The sequence below is a fragment of the Vibrio pomeroyi genome, from assembly GCF_024347595.1.
GTDB lineage: Bacteria > Pseudomonadota > Gammaproteobacteria > Enterobacterales > Vibrionaceae > Vibrio > Vibrio pomeroyi.
Map to the genome: position 1 here is coordinate 1711053 of NZ_AP025507.1, position 16526 is coordinate 1727578.

Genomic DNA, 16526 nt, shown 5'->3' on the forward strand with positions numbered 1-16526 from the left:
TACGCGCAGTTTAACCTGCTTTTTCGCATAGATCTCTTTTATGGCTGTAAAAACGCCACACTAAAGTGAAGTGTGGCGTTTGATTCAAGCAATAAGCAGTTTAAACAATGGTTGTCCCTCTTAGATAGAGTCGACCTTCAAAGGACTATCCTTTGGTTTCGGCAAGTTTAATTGCTCTACCAAACTACGACCTTTCTCGCTGATGCCTCCACTGTAAGACTTTGAACCATCAGCATTAGTCATGGAGGTTTCACCTACGTTCCAAGCTTCAAAGAAGTCACTTAAGTCATAGTTCGAAACATAAGAAGCACACACCATCATTAGGTCTCCACCAGAAAGCCCAGTTTCGCTAGTACTGCAATAGTTCGTATTCGAGTCACCTTCTCTATCGCCTCGTGCTTTACGATGCATAAGCTTGAACATATTCCAGCCTTCATCATCACCGTAAGCCGCAGATTGGCTAGCTCCACGACCATACCAATCATCAATAGCAAAGTTCGATTTTGCCCAGATTTTCAGTTGCCCGAACATAACTAGACGTAAACCAGCATCACCATGTGACCAAGCATGTCTATCGTTTTGCTCTAGCCATTTTGGTGCCTTCTTAATATCCGTTTTAATACGATCCATTTCTGGATTTTCGTTACGCCCCTCTAACTCTTGCATATAAAGCGCAAGCAGATTGTTCGTCACCTCAGTACTGCCCGCTGCTGAGAAAGGTGCAGATGCCAAGTTATGACCAACTTCATGCCACAGTAGCCAATCATTCACAGGGTTAGTTGGGATGTATGTGCGGTTTGCATTAAAACTCGAATTCATCACTGGATAGCCAGAGTGAGCAGCGCCAATCGAAATTTGCACGTCATTCACAAAACGATGGCGGAACGCCGTCAATTCTGGATAAGTGAACCTACGGTGTAAACCATCATCTTGCACCTCATCACGTCCGTAGAACTCACTTGCGGCGTCAGCGAATCGATTCATGTCCGAAGCAAACTGTACCAAATCAGCGGATTCTATGTTCTTAACAGGCGTGGTATAGATAAATGAACCCGTGTCGACTTCCGCAATAGGTGCGTCTGCCAATTGAACTGGGTTAATCCACTCCCCCTCTTTCCACCAAGCAGCTTTTAACGCGCCATCAACGATAAATGAGACTTCACCAAACTCTTTTACTTTCGGTTGAATGTAAATAAGGCCACCATATGGAACCTTGAAGGTTAAATTCGAACCATCGTACGCATAGTTAGTTTGCATACGCGGAGGGCGCTTCAAACTGGTTTCATGGTTAGGCTTGCCTGTAAGATCATCCGCCATCATCACAGTGATCGTTGCAACGACACCGTTACTAATCGTCACATCTTGTAGCTGAGGTGCCCATAAACCTGTCGATTGATTGTTCCCAGCCGAATACGTTACGCCCTTACCACCCGTTTGGATAAGAACTGAACTTGACGAAGACGCACCTGTAGTTCGACCTGGGTACATTGTCGTATCGACAACAATATTATGATCCCAGAAAGAGCGTCCCAACATGATACGAGTCAGTGGCTTTTCCATATAGTTCAACGGGTAACTAGGGTTTAACTGCCCCACTAAGTCACCTTCGCCATAGATCATGTTATTGGCTACCAATGAAGCTTTAAGATCAACAGGACATTGTGCTTCTACTGTATCTGTTTGATGTTGGCCATCGGTATAACAATTTAAGAATTGAACAGCTTGCTTAAAGCCTAATTCATCTTGTATATCGCTTTCAAAGCGATAAGCGTTGTCATTCCACATCCAAACAGACAGGTTGTCGAAAGCTTGATTCAATTCACTGTTAGACAGGCGCTTGCCCTGAGTGCCTTTCGTGCGATAGTAAATTTCATGCTCATAAAGGGCAGTAAAGTTAGTGCCCAAATTCGCCGCTTTAACCATGCTACCAACAACAGCTTCACTCACCTCATAGCGATCAAAGTCTGCGCGATGATAAGCACCACGAACAGTAACACCGTCTCCAGAACGAGTTTCAATACAGTTAAATTCGTACTCATATTCGTTGTTACAAAGAGGAGTCCCAGCAAATGCAGATTGCAGTTCTTTGATGGCCGCTGCTCTCTCCTCAGCAGATTCTACAAAAATACGTGCGTGTTTAGTGACCATGACTGGTTTACCAGACTTATCAAAAACAGCTTTGCCTTCTTCGTCTAGCTTTTGAACTTCATAAGTTGGTATTTCAAACTTAATCTTCGACTCATCTTTGATCCAATCAACTGTACCATCCTGATTGACAGTGAATGGAGGCTCCCCTTGGTTATCTTCAAAGCGCTCTAGTACCACCATTTCCTTTTCACTTTTCACGTGAAGGTTTGGGTATGGCGCTTGGCAGTAATAAGAACTCCCGCAGAAAGCTTGATTCGTTGGCGTAACGTTCTCACCACCTAATGAAACACCAGCAGCATCCGCTAAGCGTCCAATAGGTTCAGGGTTAGTCGTTTGAATCGCATCCATAAACAAGATATTGCCACCTTCATTAACATAGTTAATAAGCGCAGTAATATCGTCTTGGCTTAAGTTTGGATTTTCTAAGTCAGCAACGAATTGGTTGGTCATTCCATCTTGAATCAACTTAGGTGGGTATGCCTGAAGAATCAAAATTGGCGTAGTGGTCGCTTCTAATCCATCAAACTCACCTGATCCACGCTTTTCTAAAGATGCAAAACCATACTGCGGACTAACAAAGAAGGTGTACTGCTTACCCATGGTGGAATGGTGATAAGCCGAATAAGCTTGGTCAATATTAGTGACAGCATTCATCCCAGCAATAGGCAAACCATTATTGAACCACTCAAACAAGTTCGAGAAAAACAACCTCATGCTGCCGTGGTCATCATGCTCTGCATTCTCTAATTCTGCTGCTAGACAACGCTCAGCTTTACTATCAATGTTTAAAGCACGGTTAGCCCAATAATTGTCAGGACATGACAGAATACTTGGATATAAGCCATTGCCCATAAACACAACCTTACCCTTGCCGATCTCGCCTGCTGTAACGAATGGAAAGCCATAAGTGGCGTTATCTTCAGAAACGAAAGGAATGGGTTGCATTACAATTTGAGGATGTTCCGCAATGTAAGGTTTACCTTCACGAGTCCAAGCTTGATGCTCTCCAAAAGGAATCTCTCGGTTCTTGTCTGCTCTCGGCATCATCACAGGGAAGGCTCTGTTTGAAATATTCAGAGCACGCATACCGCGGGTATAACCCGTCGCACCATAGAAGCTACCATTGTCGTTAAAGACATGGAATGTCGTTACGTTATGGAATATTTGCTGCAGAGACTCTGTAACATAGTGGCCAGAACCCATAGATAGCATCACAGGTTGGCGCACATAATCCATAAACAGAGGTGTTTGACGTAACTCCTCATCGATTACAGCCGTTAACCCTTGGCTAAACTGACCAACAAACTCATTAGGAAGTTCATAGTCAGTACCTTCTATTACCCCACCGTTTGGCAGAGTTAGATTTATCAGTTCGTTAATAACATTCGGGTACTTTGAGAACGTATCCTGAACCTCTTCAGAGATCTCATAGTGACTATCATGATCAACAGCATAACGTTCAATCAAAGATTGGATATTTGCTTTCTCAACCACATTATTGGTCACATCAGACAATTTGTAGGCTAACTGATTACCAGTGATATAACCAAACTCAAACGTATCGATACCAAAAGCAATCCTGTCGCCCCATAGGTACTCAAACCCCCCGTCTTCATCAGTCACACCTGTCGCGTTAGCTGAAAAGAAACTGACCCCGGAAATCGGTTTACCATTCTCGTCTGTTAGCTTACTGCGCGTTAATACCTTTCCTTCAACACTTGGCTTGTAAGCATAAGTCGACTCTGCATCTGCAGAGACAAAACCAGCGTTAAGGTTATTGTCCGCATTAGGATCAACAGCAGGAACAACGGTTGTATCTACGTGTGAACTCGGAGCCTTGCCAACTTCATCGGTAGATTCTTCTTCTTTTGACGAAAAATACGCATCGACTGCATTTTGATCATCAAGTTGTGAGAACACATCCTCGATATCAAAGGCATCAAGTTCTTTTAGGCATATCTCGCTTTCCGTCTCGCACACATCAATGGATTGCAGAACCTTGGTGACGTTCTTTCCATGTAATTGCGTCAACTCAAATGCCGCACGAACGCCATCATTTGAAATCGATCTTTCTGTAATGTCAGGAAAAGGAGCGGTAAAGTCGCCTAAATTAAGATGGCCTAATGTACAGCTAAAACCCACGCCTTGTTGAACACTGAATGTGCCACTTTCAAGGCTGATACCATCACAATAAACCTCTCCCGATATTATCGTTCCACTCGATATCAACGAACTAATGTAAGTCGTTGGAGGGACAATATCTGTAGGAGGAATAATGTCAGTCGGCGGAAGAATGTCCGTTGGGGGGATAACCTCTGTTGGAGGTAATAGATCCGTTGGTGGAACGACATCAGGGGTCTCACTGTAGGTTGGTGAATCATCATTACACCCAGAAAGTGCGGCGGATATAATGACCAACGCAATTATGTTTTTTTTCATTGAGCGATGTTAATCGTAATTTTATATGGACGGTTATTTTATAGATTTGGCCCGTCTTGATGACTATAGTTTTTTATCCTCACAACAAAGAGCACTACTCATAAACAATTGAATAAATTGCTTTAATTTACACATTAACTAAAAGCTCTATTTTCGTTTTACTATGGCCTAGTTAAAGAAAAACGCCATACCTCTATAGAGATATGGCGTTTCGAAAAAAACATCAATGTTGATCAAATCAAGACTAAGGCTTGAGCTTCAACACCGAATCGATATCTTCTGCAGAGTGACGCTCAGGAAGTTGCTCCCACGCTTCGCCCCATGAGCGGTTGATAATGCGACCACGTTGAACGCCTTCGCGAGCTTCTAATTGCTTCGCCCAGCGAACTACGTTGGTGTAAGACTCAACTTGTAAGAAATCAGCGGCGTCATATAGGTTGCCCAATACAAGGTTGCCGTACCATGGCCAGATTGCGATATCAGCAATGCTGAACTCTTCGCCCGCAACGAAAGTGCTGTTAGCAAGTTGCTTGTCTAACACGTCTAGCTGACGCTTAGCTTCCATTGCGAAGCGGTTAATTGGATATTCTTGCTTTTCATCTGCATAAGCGTAGAAGTGGCCAAAACCGCCGCCTAGGAATGGGGCTGAACCTTGCGCCCAGAACAACCAGTTGATGGTTTGCGTGCGTGCTGCCCCTTCTTTCGGCAAGAAGTGACCAAATTTTTCAGCTAGATGCATCAAGATAGAAGCCGATTCGAATACATTCACATCTTCATTACCTGATTTATCAAACAGTGCTGGGATCTTCGAATTTGGGTTTACACCAACAAAACCAGAAGAGAATTGGTCTGACTCTCCAATATTGATCAAGTACGCATCATATTCAGCTTCTTTAACACCCGCCGCTAACAGCTCTTCTAGCATGATAGTGACTTTCTGACCGTTAGGCGTACCAAGAGAATACAGTTGCAAGGCGTGGTCACCAACAGGAAGCTCTTTATCAAATCGAGCGCCAGATTCAGGACTATTAATGTTTGCCCACTTGTTACCACCAGCAGCATCGTTAACCCAAACTTTTGGCGGTGTGTATTGTTGTGACATGATATTTCCTTATTAATATAGGGTCTCACAAACTGATATTAGGTCACATGTCCTTGGTTAAAACCCCTGAATACGATTTATTTTCAAACTGTTAAGCATGGCTTATTCCAGAAAGACATAACCCGTTTTACGAGGTGGTTTATGTAAAAGATAGGCATCTATTCGCCCCCTAGTTCGAACTTCATTCAATGTTGGTTAATCTACTGCACCATTTAGCAACGACAGTCCTATCCGTTCCAGAAAGCTGTGATAAAATCGGGGGATTATAATTGATAAGGATTTGGCAATGTCTTCTGATTACACAGGCTCGAGTGCAGCGTACGCTCGCCAAGAGCAAGGCTACCGTGAAAAGGCACTAAAACTGTACCCATGGGTTTGTGGTAAGTGTGCACGTGAATTCGTTTACTCAAACTTAAGAGAGCTGACCGTTCACCACGTGGATCACGATCATACAAACAACCCTGAAGATGGCAGTAACTGGGAACTATTGTGCCTATACTGTCACGATCATGAGCACTCAAAATACACTGACCATGAGCGTTATGGTGTGGACGCAAAAGCACGTTTAGACGACCACCAAACGGCTACGCATAACCCGTTTGCTGATCTAGCAAAGATGATGAAGAAATAGAACGCTTTTCATAGAGACTCAAACACAAGAAACCCCAGTATGTCGCATACTGGGGTTTCTTTTATCTACCGTCATAACTAAATAATAGAGTTCAGGTAGACAGGATCAAAAAAGCCTTCCGAAGAAGGCTTTTTAAGAATCAAATTATGCTGCCGCTTGTTTGCGAGACTCTTCTACCTGTTTAGCACGCTTTTTTAGCGTCAATTTATCGCGGTATGCAAACCAAACGTAAGACACAACCACTAAGAAGAACAGGTATGACAATGAGAAAATGAACGGCGATTGAATGATATCGTTCGAGATACCCCAAGAAACACCGATAACAGTCACTGCAATTTTCGCAAAAAAGCCACACATCAATAGCACTAATGCCAACTGTGGGAAACGCGTACTGCGGAATGCAAGCCAGTAGCAACTACCAACAGCTAGAGCCGCAACATAGAAGCCGAATAGGAAAGAGTGAATATGGTCAGCTGCCGCTACACCACCAGAAATTGACATCAATAGAATTAAAAACAGTTTCATAATACTCGCCTCGCAATAGACTGGAAACGCATCCTTTCAAATTTGGAATCTCATTTTGCATACTATTTTCCTTGTTTTTGAGGAGAACACAAGCCCAAAACATGACCAGTTTGTGTGTGAATATTAACCACAAAACCACATTTAACATTGCGTTAACAAGTTGTTTTTTCAGAAAGTCCGTTATCACTTGTCCTACATAGAAAAAGTCCCATTTTAATTTATTTTGTTACACAAAATTAACCTTAGAAATTATTTAAAATAATTTGTAACTCTGTGATATCCGCACGGAATACGTGGCTATTAAAAAACCAATATCAAAAAATCCCTGAAATAATAAGGCTGCACGCCTAAAAAGAACAAAATAGAAAGGTGTTGAGAACAATTTTAAAACTTACAAAAAACAACTTGTTAACAAAGTGAATTTAATTTACCAAAAATGGAAAAAGAGATTCCAATCACATTTTTATTGGTTATAATCCGCGCTCTTTTGCGGTATCTGTTGATAAACGCAAACTAATTTTGAAGAAACAATGACAATAACCCGTCTTTCGTTGAGTGACTGTTACTAAACAAAAGACAGAACCGAGAATAAAAATGAGCAAGATTGATAAAGCAACACGTATCCTGCTAGCAGGCTTCTGTATCAACCTTTGTCTTGGCATCCTGTATGCTTGGAGTGTATTTAACAAAGCGCTAGTAACTGAAGCTGGTTGGAGTGCTGCTGAAGCATCTTCTCCTTACGCTATTGCAACTATCACATTCTCTGTTTGTCTTCTTGTTGCAGGCATCCTACAAGACCGTATGGGTCCACGTAAGATCCTAATCCTAGGTACAGCTCTAACAGGCCTAGGCATGATTGCTTCTGGTTTCGCTACAACACCTATGATGCTGAACATCACGTTCGGTATTATGACAGGTGCTGGTATCGGCTTCGGTTACGCATGTCTTTCTCCATCAGCAATGAAGTGGTTCCACTCTTCTAAGAAAGGTATGGTTAACGGTCTAATCGCAGCAGGCTTCGGTCTTGCAGCTATTTACCTAGCACCAGTAACTTCTGCGCTAATCGACAGCATGGGTATCCAAACAAGCTTTATGATTCTTGGTGTTGGTGTACTTGCAATCGCAGTACCTCTAGCAGCAACAATCAACAACCCACCAGCGGATTACACGCCAGCTGAACCTAAAGTAAAAGCAGGCCAAGCACCTAAAGCGGTTAAGAAGACTGAAGACCTAACGTGGAAAGTAATGCTGAAGACTCCTCAGTTCTACTCTCTATGGATCATGTACGCATTCGCTGCATCTGTTGGTCTAATGATCATCGGTAACATCACTACAATCGCTAGCGTTCAAGCTAACCTGCCAAACGCAGTTTACCTAGCGTCTATCCTTGCAGTATTCAACTCAGGCGGCCGTGTTGCTGCGGGTATGCTTGCAGATAAAATCGGTGGTGTACGTACTCTACTTCTAGCGTTCATCCTTCAAGGCGCGAACATGGCTCTATTTGCTACGTTCAACTCTGAATTCACGCTAATCATTGGTACAGCTATCGCAGCTGTTGGTTACGGTACGCTTCTAGCAGTATTCCCAACACTAACTGCTGAATTCTACGGCCTGAAAAACTACGGTACTAACTACGGCGTGCTTTACACGGCATGGGGTATCGGCGGCGCTATCGGTGCAGCAGTTGTTGGTTTCTCAATGGCAAACGGCGAAGGTTACGGCCTAGCTTACACAATCTCTGCAGTTATGATGGCAGTGTGTATTGTTCTAGCAATCATCACTAAGCCAATCTCTGAAGCGAAAGTTGCTGAACTAAAAGCATCACAAGCTTAATCATCAGAAAAGATTGAATTTGTTACTGAAGAGCTTAACCTTAGGGTTAGGCTCTTTTTGTATCAAGCGACTTCTCCATTGACGATAGAAACCACTCCTCAGCTCTCACCTACTTATTATCTCGACAACTTCAATCGACTGGTTGAACACGCTCAAACGCTCTACCCTGATCTTCTGAGTGACGATGAGTGCCGTTGGTTGTCTGAATACAAACGTCTTTCTGTTTCAAGCCAGTGTTTAATGGTTCGTTTGCTTTCTCGTAAAGGCTGTTGGTTTCGTAGTGACAAGCTCGCTTATGATGAAATCCCAGATATCGACACTGCATTGCAAGAGCTAAGCTCTTCACGCTTCATTACTTTAAGTCACCCAACTGACAAGCATGACTTAGAAATCAGTCAGCTCGAACTTGGATTGAACCTGCTCACTAAGCCTGAGTTGCTGAATCTATTCCCATCTCTTAAGAGCAACAAAGCTGCTAAAAAAGACCAACTGTTAACGTTGCTTGAACCACAAGCTTTTGATCAGTTCCAGAACCTATCGTTCGATTGCATTTACGTGATTGAATCCGAAGTGATTGATGTATTGCTGTTGCTGTTTTTTGCCAATACTTACCAAGACCTAAGTCAGTTCGTATTGAGTGACCTTGGACTCAACACCTTTGAAAGCTATCCGTTAAGCAAACAACGTCGGTTCTTCACCGCTAGAGAACAGATCAATCAATTGCTTGAGATGCGTGAAGTTCAACACCAGTATTACGAAGGTGATCGTAAAGACCCTGAGTTTATTAAACGCCTTTTACAAGCTATACCCGAAGAATCAGAACACCGAAGCATTGCTAGAAAACGATCGCGATTGATCAACGACCTAGCACGCGATCTAGAAAGGCTCAACCAAAGCGACCAAGCTGTCTTTTGGTTCAAGCAATCGGTACTTCCTCCCAGCAGAGAACGACTTGCGCGCATCTATGACAAACAAGACGAGTTAGACTTGACGTGTGACATTGTCACGCAAATAAAAGCGAATCCATCGGATGTATCTGAGTTAGAGGTCGCAGCTAAGCTAGAACAGAGGCTACTAAGAAAACAGGGACAAAAGGTTCCACGCACTTCAAAACCGACTTGCGAACAGATTAGGTTGGAATTAGACCTCAGCCAAACCAGAGTTGAGCTTGCAGTAAAGCAGCACTTTGAAAGCCAAGGTTGGAATGTCTATTTTTCTGAGAACAGCTTTCTTTGTGGGTTGTTCGGTTTAGCTTTCTGGGATGTCATTTTCTCTGATGTCGAAAGTGCTTTTATTAATCGTTACCAACATCGGCCACTGGACTTGTATCACTCAGACTTCGTAGACAAACGAGCCGAGCAAATTGAAGCTGTGTTCCAAACACTATCCGAGCACGGGCTGAATCATTTACTTAAGACTTACGATAACAAGCAAGGCATCGCTAATCCTTTTGTTCATTGGAATCATTTCCCTAAAGCACTTATTGAGCACAGTATGGCTTCGATCCCAAACACCCTAATTGTTGATCTCTTCAAGGTGATATTGAGTGACCTAAAGCTATTCCGAACTGGGATGCCAGATTTGATTGCCTTCAAGGGTGATGAGTTTCATTGGATTGAAGTAAAAGGGCCGGGAGATAAATTGCAAGACAACCAGTGGCGTTGGATCAAAGAGTTTGAACGCTTGTCTGTTCCTTTTTCGGTGTGTTACGTCAATCAATGAGCATTAGCTAAGCTTTCTGAACCTTGGTTTAATGATAGGGCTGACGCGATAAGTGACTCAGTTCCATCAATATCTTGTCTACAAAATTGTTAGAACATGAGCATTTTCAATCATTTTCGATATAATTAGAAAAAATGCCTAATATCTAAATACGTATGAATTTGAAAAAACTCTTCATCTTAGCTTTTGTTAGCGTCTTCTCAGGTTGTGCCGTGTACGCGGGTTTAAACTTTGACGAGCTGTTTGGTGAACAGCAAGTACGCGATCGCCAAGCCCCTATTCTTTCGGCTCAATCTCAACACTTCATCAACGAAGTGAAGCCGATCATTGATAACCGATGTGTGGTTTGTCACGCTTGTTATGATGCGCCTTGCCAACTCAAAATGTCTTCCGTTGAAGGCATCGATCGTGGTGCAAGCAAGGCTCTCGTTTATCAAGGTACGCGTTTAACGGCATCTGCCCCTACTCGCCTATTTGAAGATGCATTAACCACTCAAGAGTGGCGTGAAGCCGACTTCCACCCCGTGCTCAACGAACGTATGCAAAACTCAACCGCTAACCTCGATGCGGGTCTTGTATCTCGAATGCTGATTCAAAAAGAGAACCACCCGCTTCCAGATCAAAAGCAGTTGGAAGGTTTCGACTTTTCGATTGATCGCGACCAACAGTGTCCGACTATCGAAGAGTACGCTCAATACGAAAGAGATTACCCAACTTGGGGCATGCCTTATGGGATGCCTAACCTAGACAAGGCCGAGTATGCGACGTTAATGAGTTGGTTGGAAAACGGCGCGTTAATGAATGAACACATTCCGTTGAGCGAAGCCGAGCAAGAGCTGGTTGATGTCTATGAAAAATTCCTGAATAAGAGTTCGAGAAAGAGCCAGCTTTCTGCGCGTTATATCTATGAGCACCTATTTTTATCGCACGTTTATTTTTCTGATTTAGGGCAACCGACACGCTTCTTCTCGATCGTTCGTTCTACAACACCTCCGGGCGAAGCAGTACAGCGCATTACCACTCGTCGCCCTTACGACGATCCAAAAGTCTCTCGTGTTTACTACCGACTAATTCCAGAGCAAGGCACCATTGTCGACAAGACACACATGCCTTTCGCACTGAATGAAGAGCGTCTACAGAATTGGAACACTTGGTTCGTTGATGCTGATTATGTGGTAAATAAGCTGCCTAGCTACGACGTTGATGTTGCTGCTAACCCAATGACTTCGTTTGAAGCCCTGCCTGTTAACTCTCGCTTCAACTTCATGTTGGATAACGCACAGAACACCATCATGGCGTACATTAAAGGGCCAGTGTGTCGTGGGCAACTTGCACTCAATGTCATTAATGACCGCTTCTGGGTGTTCTTTATTGACCCTGAGAAAGCTGATGTGCCGGAGATTAACGACTTCTATGCAAGCCAAAAGAAAAACTTAAAGCTGCCAAGTGAATTGGAAAGTAATACAGTCCCGGCGACCAATTGGGTACGTTACTCTAAACAACAAGCACGATACCTAAACGCTAAATCAGACTTCACCAACAAATGGTTTGAAAGTGGCGTAAACCTGGATACGGGCATCATTTGGGACGGAAATGGCACCAATCCGAATGCCGCTTTAACGATATTCAGACACTTTGACAGTGCTTCCGTTGTTCAAGGCTTAGTGGGGCCGCAGCCTAAAACGGCGTGGATTCTTGATTACGCCCTACTCGAGCGTATTCACTACCTGCTTGTTGCTGGCTTCGATGTATACGGAAACTTCGGCCACCAGCTGATTACCCGTATGTTCATGGACTTTTTACGACTTGAAGGCGAAAGTAACTTCTTAACCCTTCTGCCTAAAGACGTTCGCCACCTTGAACACTCAAGCTGGTACCAAAACCAGAGTGTACAATTGAGCGATTTCTTGCAGCGTAATATCGCCCCTTTCGATCAACCGACCAGCGTAGTGTACAAAACGGCCGATCCTAAGCGTGAATTGCTGGATATGATCAAACAGAAACTCGAACCAGTTCTGAATAATCGTTTTGATATTGTCGAAACAGGCTTTAGTAAGAAAAACGAAGCACTACTGAATCAAGTGAGTTTGATTAAAGGAGAAGGCTTACGCCACGTTCCTCAGTTAGTGATGATCATGATTGAAGGCGAGAATGGCGAAGAGCAGCTGTTTACCATGATTCACAACAACGCTCACAGCAACATTTCGAGCCTGTTTAATGAAGAAGGTAACCGAGATTACGCCAACGATGACTTAACACTCGTGCGTGGCGTTGTAGGCAGCTACCCAGCGGCTTACCTCTCACTAACCGAAAGCGACATTCCGACTCTGGTTAAAACACTCCAGAACTTGAACACGGAAGAAGATTACGTGGCGTTACTTGATAAGTTTGCTGTACGACGCAGCTCTCCGGAGTTTTGGCCGTTCAGTGACCGTGTCCATCGCTGGTATCAACAAGCGCAACCTATCGAGTTCGGCCTGTTGGATTACAACCGCTTTGAGAACCGCTAGTTTTCACACATAACATTTGAAAACAAAAATCCTCTGTCTTGGCAGAGGATTTTTTGTATCTGGGGGAAAAGTATCTTAAGTGCTCTTGAGAAGCGAGAAGTGCTCTTTAGAAGCGAGGAGCTCTCTAGATTGAACCCGATGTTTCCGGTTGGTGTAGCTCATCAAAAAATGCGCGAGCGGCGGGAGAAAGAGAATCCAAAGGCTGCTTCAACACTAGATAAAACTGACTTTTCAGGCTCCACTTGTCCGGCTGGAGCGCGATCAAAGCTTGGTCATAGTGACCGCGGTCGATTAAGTGAGACGGCAAGAAACTCAAGTGTGTGCCTGCTAAAGTGAGAATCACACCCGACTCAACATGCCAGCCATCAAAAGGCTTTACTGAATCGTACTGCTCTATATTAAGCAATCGGAACATCTCATCTTTGGCATAGCCACCCATGTTGATACGACAGCCATCAAGGGAGAAATCCTTATCCATGATCTTCTCAGCCAGATCCTTACGCGCATAAAGATAGCTGTGCTCTTCAAACAATGGGTATTTATGTTGAAAGGCTGATTTTTGATGTGATCCGAGAACAACGATCATCATATCTATCTGGTTCTTGGCCAGCTTCTCATTCAACTGAGTGAAATCACCGACATCAACACTCACTTCAACACTGTTACTGCGTTGGTAAAATGTCTCTATCGCTTTTGGAAGTGGGTTATAGGGCAAAGTCACCGTGTTATCCAAACAACCAATTCGCACGTGCCCTGAGAGTTCTGTTTGAACACCTCGTAGCTTATAAGCGAAGTCAGTTAAGGTTGATTTCAGTTGGTTCGCATATTTATACACCTGCTCACCTTCATGAGTGAGCTTAAAACCACGCCGACCACGTTGGCATAATGTTAATTCTAAGCTTTTTTCCAAGGCAATAAGTTGATTACTGAGCACAGGTTGGCTAATCCCGGTACTCGCGACCGCCTGATTGATGCCTCCCTGCTCAACAATTTCACAAAAAAGTTCTAATCTTCGTAGGTCTCTTTTATCTAACTTATTGTTTGGGTTCACTTTGCCACTCACATTTGGTTTTTACTATGTTTACATCTGATTATATTCATTTATTAACGATAAATACATCAGTATGCTTTATTCACACTTATGGAATAACAATGCATGGATGGCGCTATGGCGACAGAAGCTTACATGAATAAACCCGAAGCAACACACAGCCACAAAAAGATAGATGACTTCGAACTGGAACCCGTTCCCGAGAAGGCCAAGCGTTCTTGGTGGGTGATCAGCCTCATCTGGTTGGCTATCGGTATCGATATCTCTGGCTTGTTCCTTGGCTCGATTCTGAGCAGCGGGATTGGTTTTGAAGATGCGTTGCTTGCAACATTTATCGGTTCAAGCTTACTCGCAGTCATCGCGATGCTATGTGCCAATATCGGGTTTCAAGCGGGTGTTTCAACTCCACTCGTCAGTAGCGCGGTGTTTGGTCGTAACGGCGGTAAGATCCTTGGTTTCATCAATGGCATATCTTTAGTCGGCTGGTTTGCTTTCCAAGCTGATTTCTTTGCCTTCATCATGGTGGATGCTCTCGCAAAATACGACATTGTAATTTCTCACCTAACCGCGCTGATTGGCGGCAGCGTATTAATGATGATGACAGCCATCTACGGCGTTCGTGCCCTAGGTAAACTCAGCACCTATTCAGTACCTTTGATGGTGACGCTGATTACCATTGGCTTGTTCATGGCTGCCGACTACCAAGGCGGCGCTGCACCAACGATTGAAGATCCTCTAACGCTTGGCCAAGCCATCTCCTTTGTAATGTCTATCTGGATTCTTGCTGCCGTCGCCGCGCCCGATATTGCTCGTTACGCTAAGACTCGTCGTGATGCGATTCTCGGAGCAGGTATCGGCTTTCTGGTTGGTAACAGTGCCATCATTCTTATCGCATTAATCTTGACCAAAATGACAGGCACCGACGACCTAGTCGAAGTTTTCTTCACGCTTGGTTTAGGTATGGCTGCCATCATCGTACTGGTGTTTACTCAATGGACGACCAACAGTAGCAACCTGACCTCGGGTGGCTTATGTATGTCGATGGTGCAGCCTAAGATCCCTCGCCCTGTATTGGTTGTGATCATGACCATCGTCGGCATCGGTATTGCTCAACTCGGCATGGTGAACAAGTTTACTGACTTCTTAATGTTACTGAGCGTGACCATCGCCCCTGCTGCCGGTGTCTACATCGTTCAATATTACGTTTTAGACTCTGCAAAAATGAGCTTTGAGAACATCCAACAAGTTCCAGCTTGGATGTTTAAAGGCCTCGCCTCTTGGGCATTTGGTACCGCATTCAGTGCTTGTACTGCACCAGAATTCTTCAACCTGTTTTCATTAACCAGCATCTCGGCGTTAGACGGCATTCTTGCAGCTGGTGTTATTTACCTAGCCCTAATGAAGCTTTCTCCTTCAAGTGATAAGGAATAGTAGTTGTGATTATTACTGAACAAATGATTGATGACATCGCGCTTGGTGCCACTGTATTAGGCACGGGCGGCGGTGGTGACCCATACAGCGGCGCATTGATGGCGAAAGTCGCTATCGCAACGGCAAAACAACCTGTACGTATGATTCCTTTGGAAGAGGTACAAGACGATTGGATGACAGTGCCCTCTTCAATGATTGGCGCACCAACCGTGGCAGTAGAAAAGCTCAATTCGAAAGATCAAATGCTGGTTGCATTCGAAGCGATGGAAAAGGCACTTGGTACTGAGGTAGCGGCAACGTTCCCTATCGAAGTGGGTGGTTTCAACTCACTGATTCCAATTCTCGTTGCAGCGCAAAAGAACATCCCTGTAATCGATTGTGATGCGATGGGACGTGCATTCCCTGAAGCGCAGATGGTGACCTTCTTCCTCGACGATTTACCTTCAGCACCCAACACATTGGCCGACGAGCGTGGCAATGTGGTAACGCTGTACCCGATAGACGGTATTTGGTCTGAAAAATTTGCTAGGCCGATTACAGAGCAGATGGGCGGCTCGGCAGCAATGTGTGACTACCCAATGAACGGTAAGAACCTAAAACGTAGCGCACTGCCTGCAACACTGACCCAAGCGATGAAGATCGGTGAAGCCATTCGATTGGCGAACGACAACAACCAGAGCGGCACACAGGCTGTGTTGGACATTGTTGGCGGCCACACGATCATCAGCGGCAAGATTGTTGATATTCAGCGCGAAACCGATGGTGGTTTTGCGACAGGTGGCGTCGTGATCGAGAAACTGGCTCAGTTTGAAGATACCGGCTTAGATAACGTGTTCGTGCAGTTCCAAAACGAATTGCTTCTGGCGCACAAAGGCACAAGCCGTGCCGACATGAATCAAGATAACCTTTTGGCTTCGACACCGGATCTTATTTCGATATTGGATCATGAAACCGGCAAGCCAATCACAACCGAACAGCTTCGTTACGGACAACGCATCGACCTTATCGCCTACCCTTGCGACCCAAAATGGCGCACCGACATAGGCATCGAAGTTGCGGGCCCAGGTTACTTTGGCTACACAGTCGAATATCAACCCATTGAACAACTAAAGTCTGCATTAAAGAGGTAGTAGC

The 16526-nt window shown here is 44.3% G+C and carries 10 protein-coding genes; 6 read left to right on the top strand and 4 right to left on the bottom strand.

All coding sequences use genetic code 11. From position 1 onward, the window contains the following. Positions 1-120: 120 nt before the first annotated feature. Positions 121-4587: an SslE/AcfD family lipoprotein zinc metalloprotease gene (locus OCV12_RS23480; protein ID WP_261886347.1), complete on the bottom strand. Its 4467-nt coding sequence runs from the start codon at positions 4585-4587 to the stop codon at positions 121-123. A 244-nt stretch (positions 4588-4831) separates the two neighbouring features. Then, entirely contained in the window at positions 4832-5689 is an 858-nt protein-coding gene (gene yghU, locus OCV12_RS23485; protein ID WP_261886348.1) for a glutathione-dependent disulfide-bond oxidoreductase, read from the bottom strand. A 286-nt stretch (positions 5690-5975) separates the two neighbouring features. On the opposite strand from yghU, the gene OCV12_RS23490 reads away from it, so the two are divergent. After that, complete coding sequence (locus OCV12_RS23490; protein ID WP_261886349.1) at positions 5976-6320, top strand: YajD family HNH nuclease; 345 nt, start codon at positions 5976-5978, stop codon at positions 6318-6320. 144 nt (positions 6321-6464) lie between these two features. Here OCV12_RS23490 and OCV12_RS23495 read toward each other — a convergent pair whose 3' ends face one another. Continuing rightward, a complete protein-coding gene (locus tag OCV12_RS23495) occupies positions 6465-6845 on the bottom strand; it encodes a hypothetical protein (protein WP_017060877.1) in 381 nt (126 codons plus the stop codon). Positions 6846-7439: 594 nt separating this feature from the next. Between OCV12_RS23495 and OCV12_RS23500 the strand changes: the two genes are divergently transcribed. The 3 genes from OCV12_RS23500 to OCV12_RS23510 all read left to right on the top strand — a co-directional run bounded on the left by OCV12_RS23500 (position 7440) and on the right by OCV12_RS23510 (position 12910). Further along, a complete protein-coding gene (locus tag OCV12_RS23500) occupies positions 7440-8678 on the top strand; it encodes an L-lactate MFS transporter (RefSeq protein ID WP_132762405.1) in 1239 nt (412 codons plus the stop codon). Positions 8679-8735: 57 nt separating this feature from the next. After that, positions 8736-10400, top strand: coding sequence for a VRR-NUC domain-containing protein (locus OCV12_RS23505; RefSeq protein WP_261886350.1), 1665 nt, complete (start codon positions 8736-8738; stop codon positions 10398-10400). 155 nt (positions 10401-10555) lie between these two features. Beyond that, positions 10556-12910 (top strand): fatty acid cis/trans isomerase, encoded by a 2355-nt coding sequence (locus tag OCV12_RS23510; RefSeq protein ID WP_261886351.1) that lies wholly within the window; start codon positions 10556-10558, stop codon positions 12908-12910. A 124-nt stretch (positions 12911-13034) separates the two neighbouring features. Here the strand turns inward: OCV12_RS23510 and OCV12_RS23515 are convergent, their stop codons facing one another. Further along, positions 13035-13973, bottom strand: coding sequence for a LysR family transcriptional regulator (locus tag OCV12_RS23515; protein ID WP_261886352.1), 939 nt, complete (start codon positions 13971-13973; stop codon positions 13035-13037). 93 nt (positions 13974-14066) lie between these two features. Between OCV12_RS23515 and OCV12_RS23520 the strand changes: the two genes are divergently transcribed. Both OCV12_RS23520 and OCV12_RS23525 read left to right on the top strand, forming a co-directional pair. Beyond that, positions 14067-15392 (top strand): cytosine permease, encoded by a 1326-nt coding sequence (locus OCV12_RS23520; RefSeq protein WP_261886353.1) that lies wholly within the window; start codon positions 14067-14069, stop codon positions 15390-15392. A 5-nt stretch (positions 15393-15397) separates the two neighbouring features. After that, positions 15398-16522: a DUF917 domain-containing protein gene (locus OCV12_RS23525; protein WP_261886354.1), complete on the top strand. Its 1125-nt coding sequence runs from the start codon at positions 15398-15400 to the stop codon at positions 16520-16522. The last annotated feature ends 4 nt before the right edge of the window (positions 16523-16526 follow it).

Excerpts from the sequence above, each read along its gene's own strand:
- OCV12_RS23510 (WP_261886351.1), top strand. The coding sequence starts at position 10,556 with ATGAATTTGAAAAAACTCTTCATCTTAGCTTTTGTTAGCGTCTTCTCA.
- OCV12_RS23480 (WP_261886347.1), bottom strand. The coding sequence starts at position 4,587 with ATGAAAAAAAACATAATTGCGTTGGTCATTATATCCGCCGCACTTTCT.
- yghU (WP_261886348.1), bottom strand. The coding sequence starts at position 5,689 with ATGTCACAACAATACACACCGCCAAAAGTTTGGGTTAACGATGCTGCT.
- OCV12_RS23495 (WP_017060877.1), bottom strand. The coding sequence starts at position 6,845 with ATGAAACTGTTTTTAATTCTATTGATGTCAATTTCTGGTGGTGTAGCG.
- OCV12_RS23490 (WP_261886349.1), top strand. The coding sequence starts at position 5,976 with ATGTCTTCTGATTACACAGGCTCGAGTGCAGCGTACGCTCGCCAAGAG.
- OCV12_RS23520 (WP_261886353.1), top strand. The coding sequence starts at position 14,067 with ATGGATGGCGCTATGGCGACAGAAGCTTACATGAATAAACCCGAAGCA.
- OCV12_RS23500 (WP_132762405.1), top strand. The coding sequence starts at position 7,440 with ATGAGCAAGATTGATAAAGCAACACGTATCCTGCTAGCAGGCTTCTGT.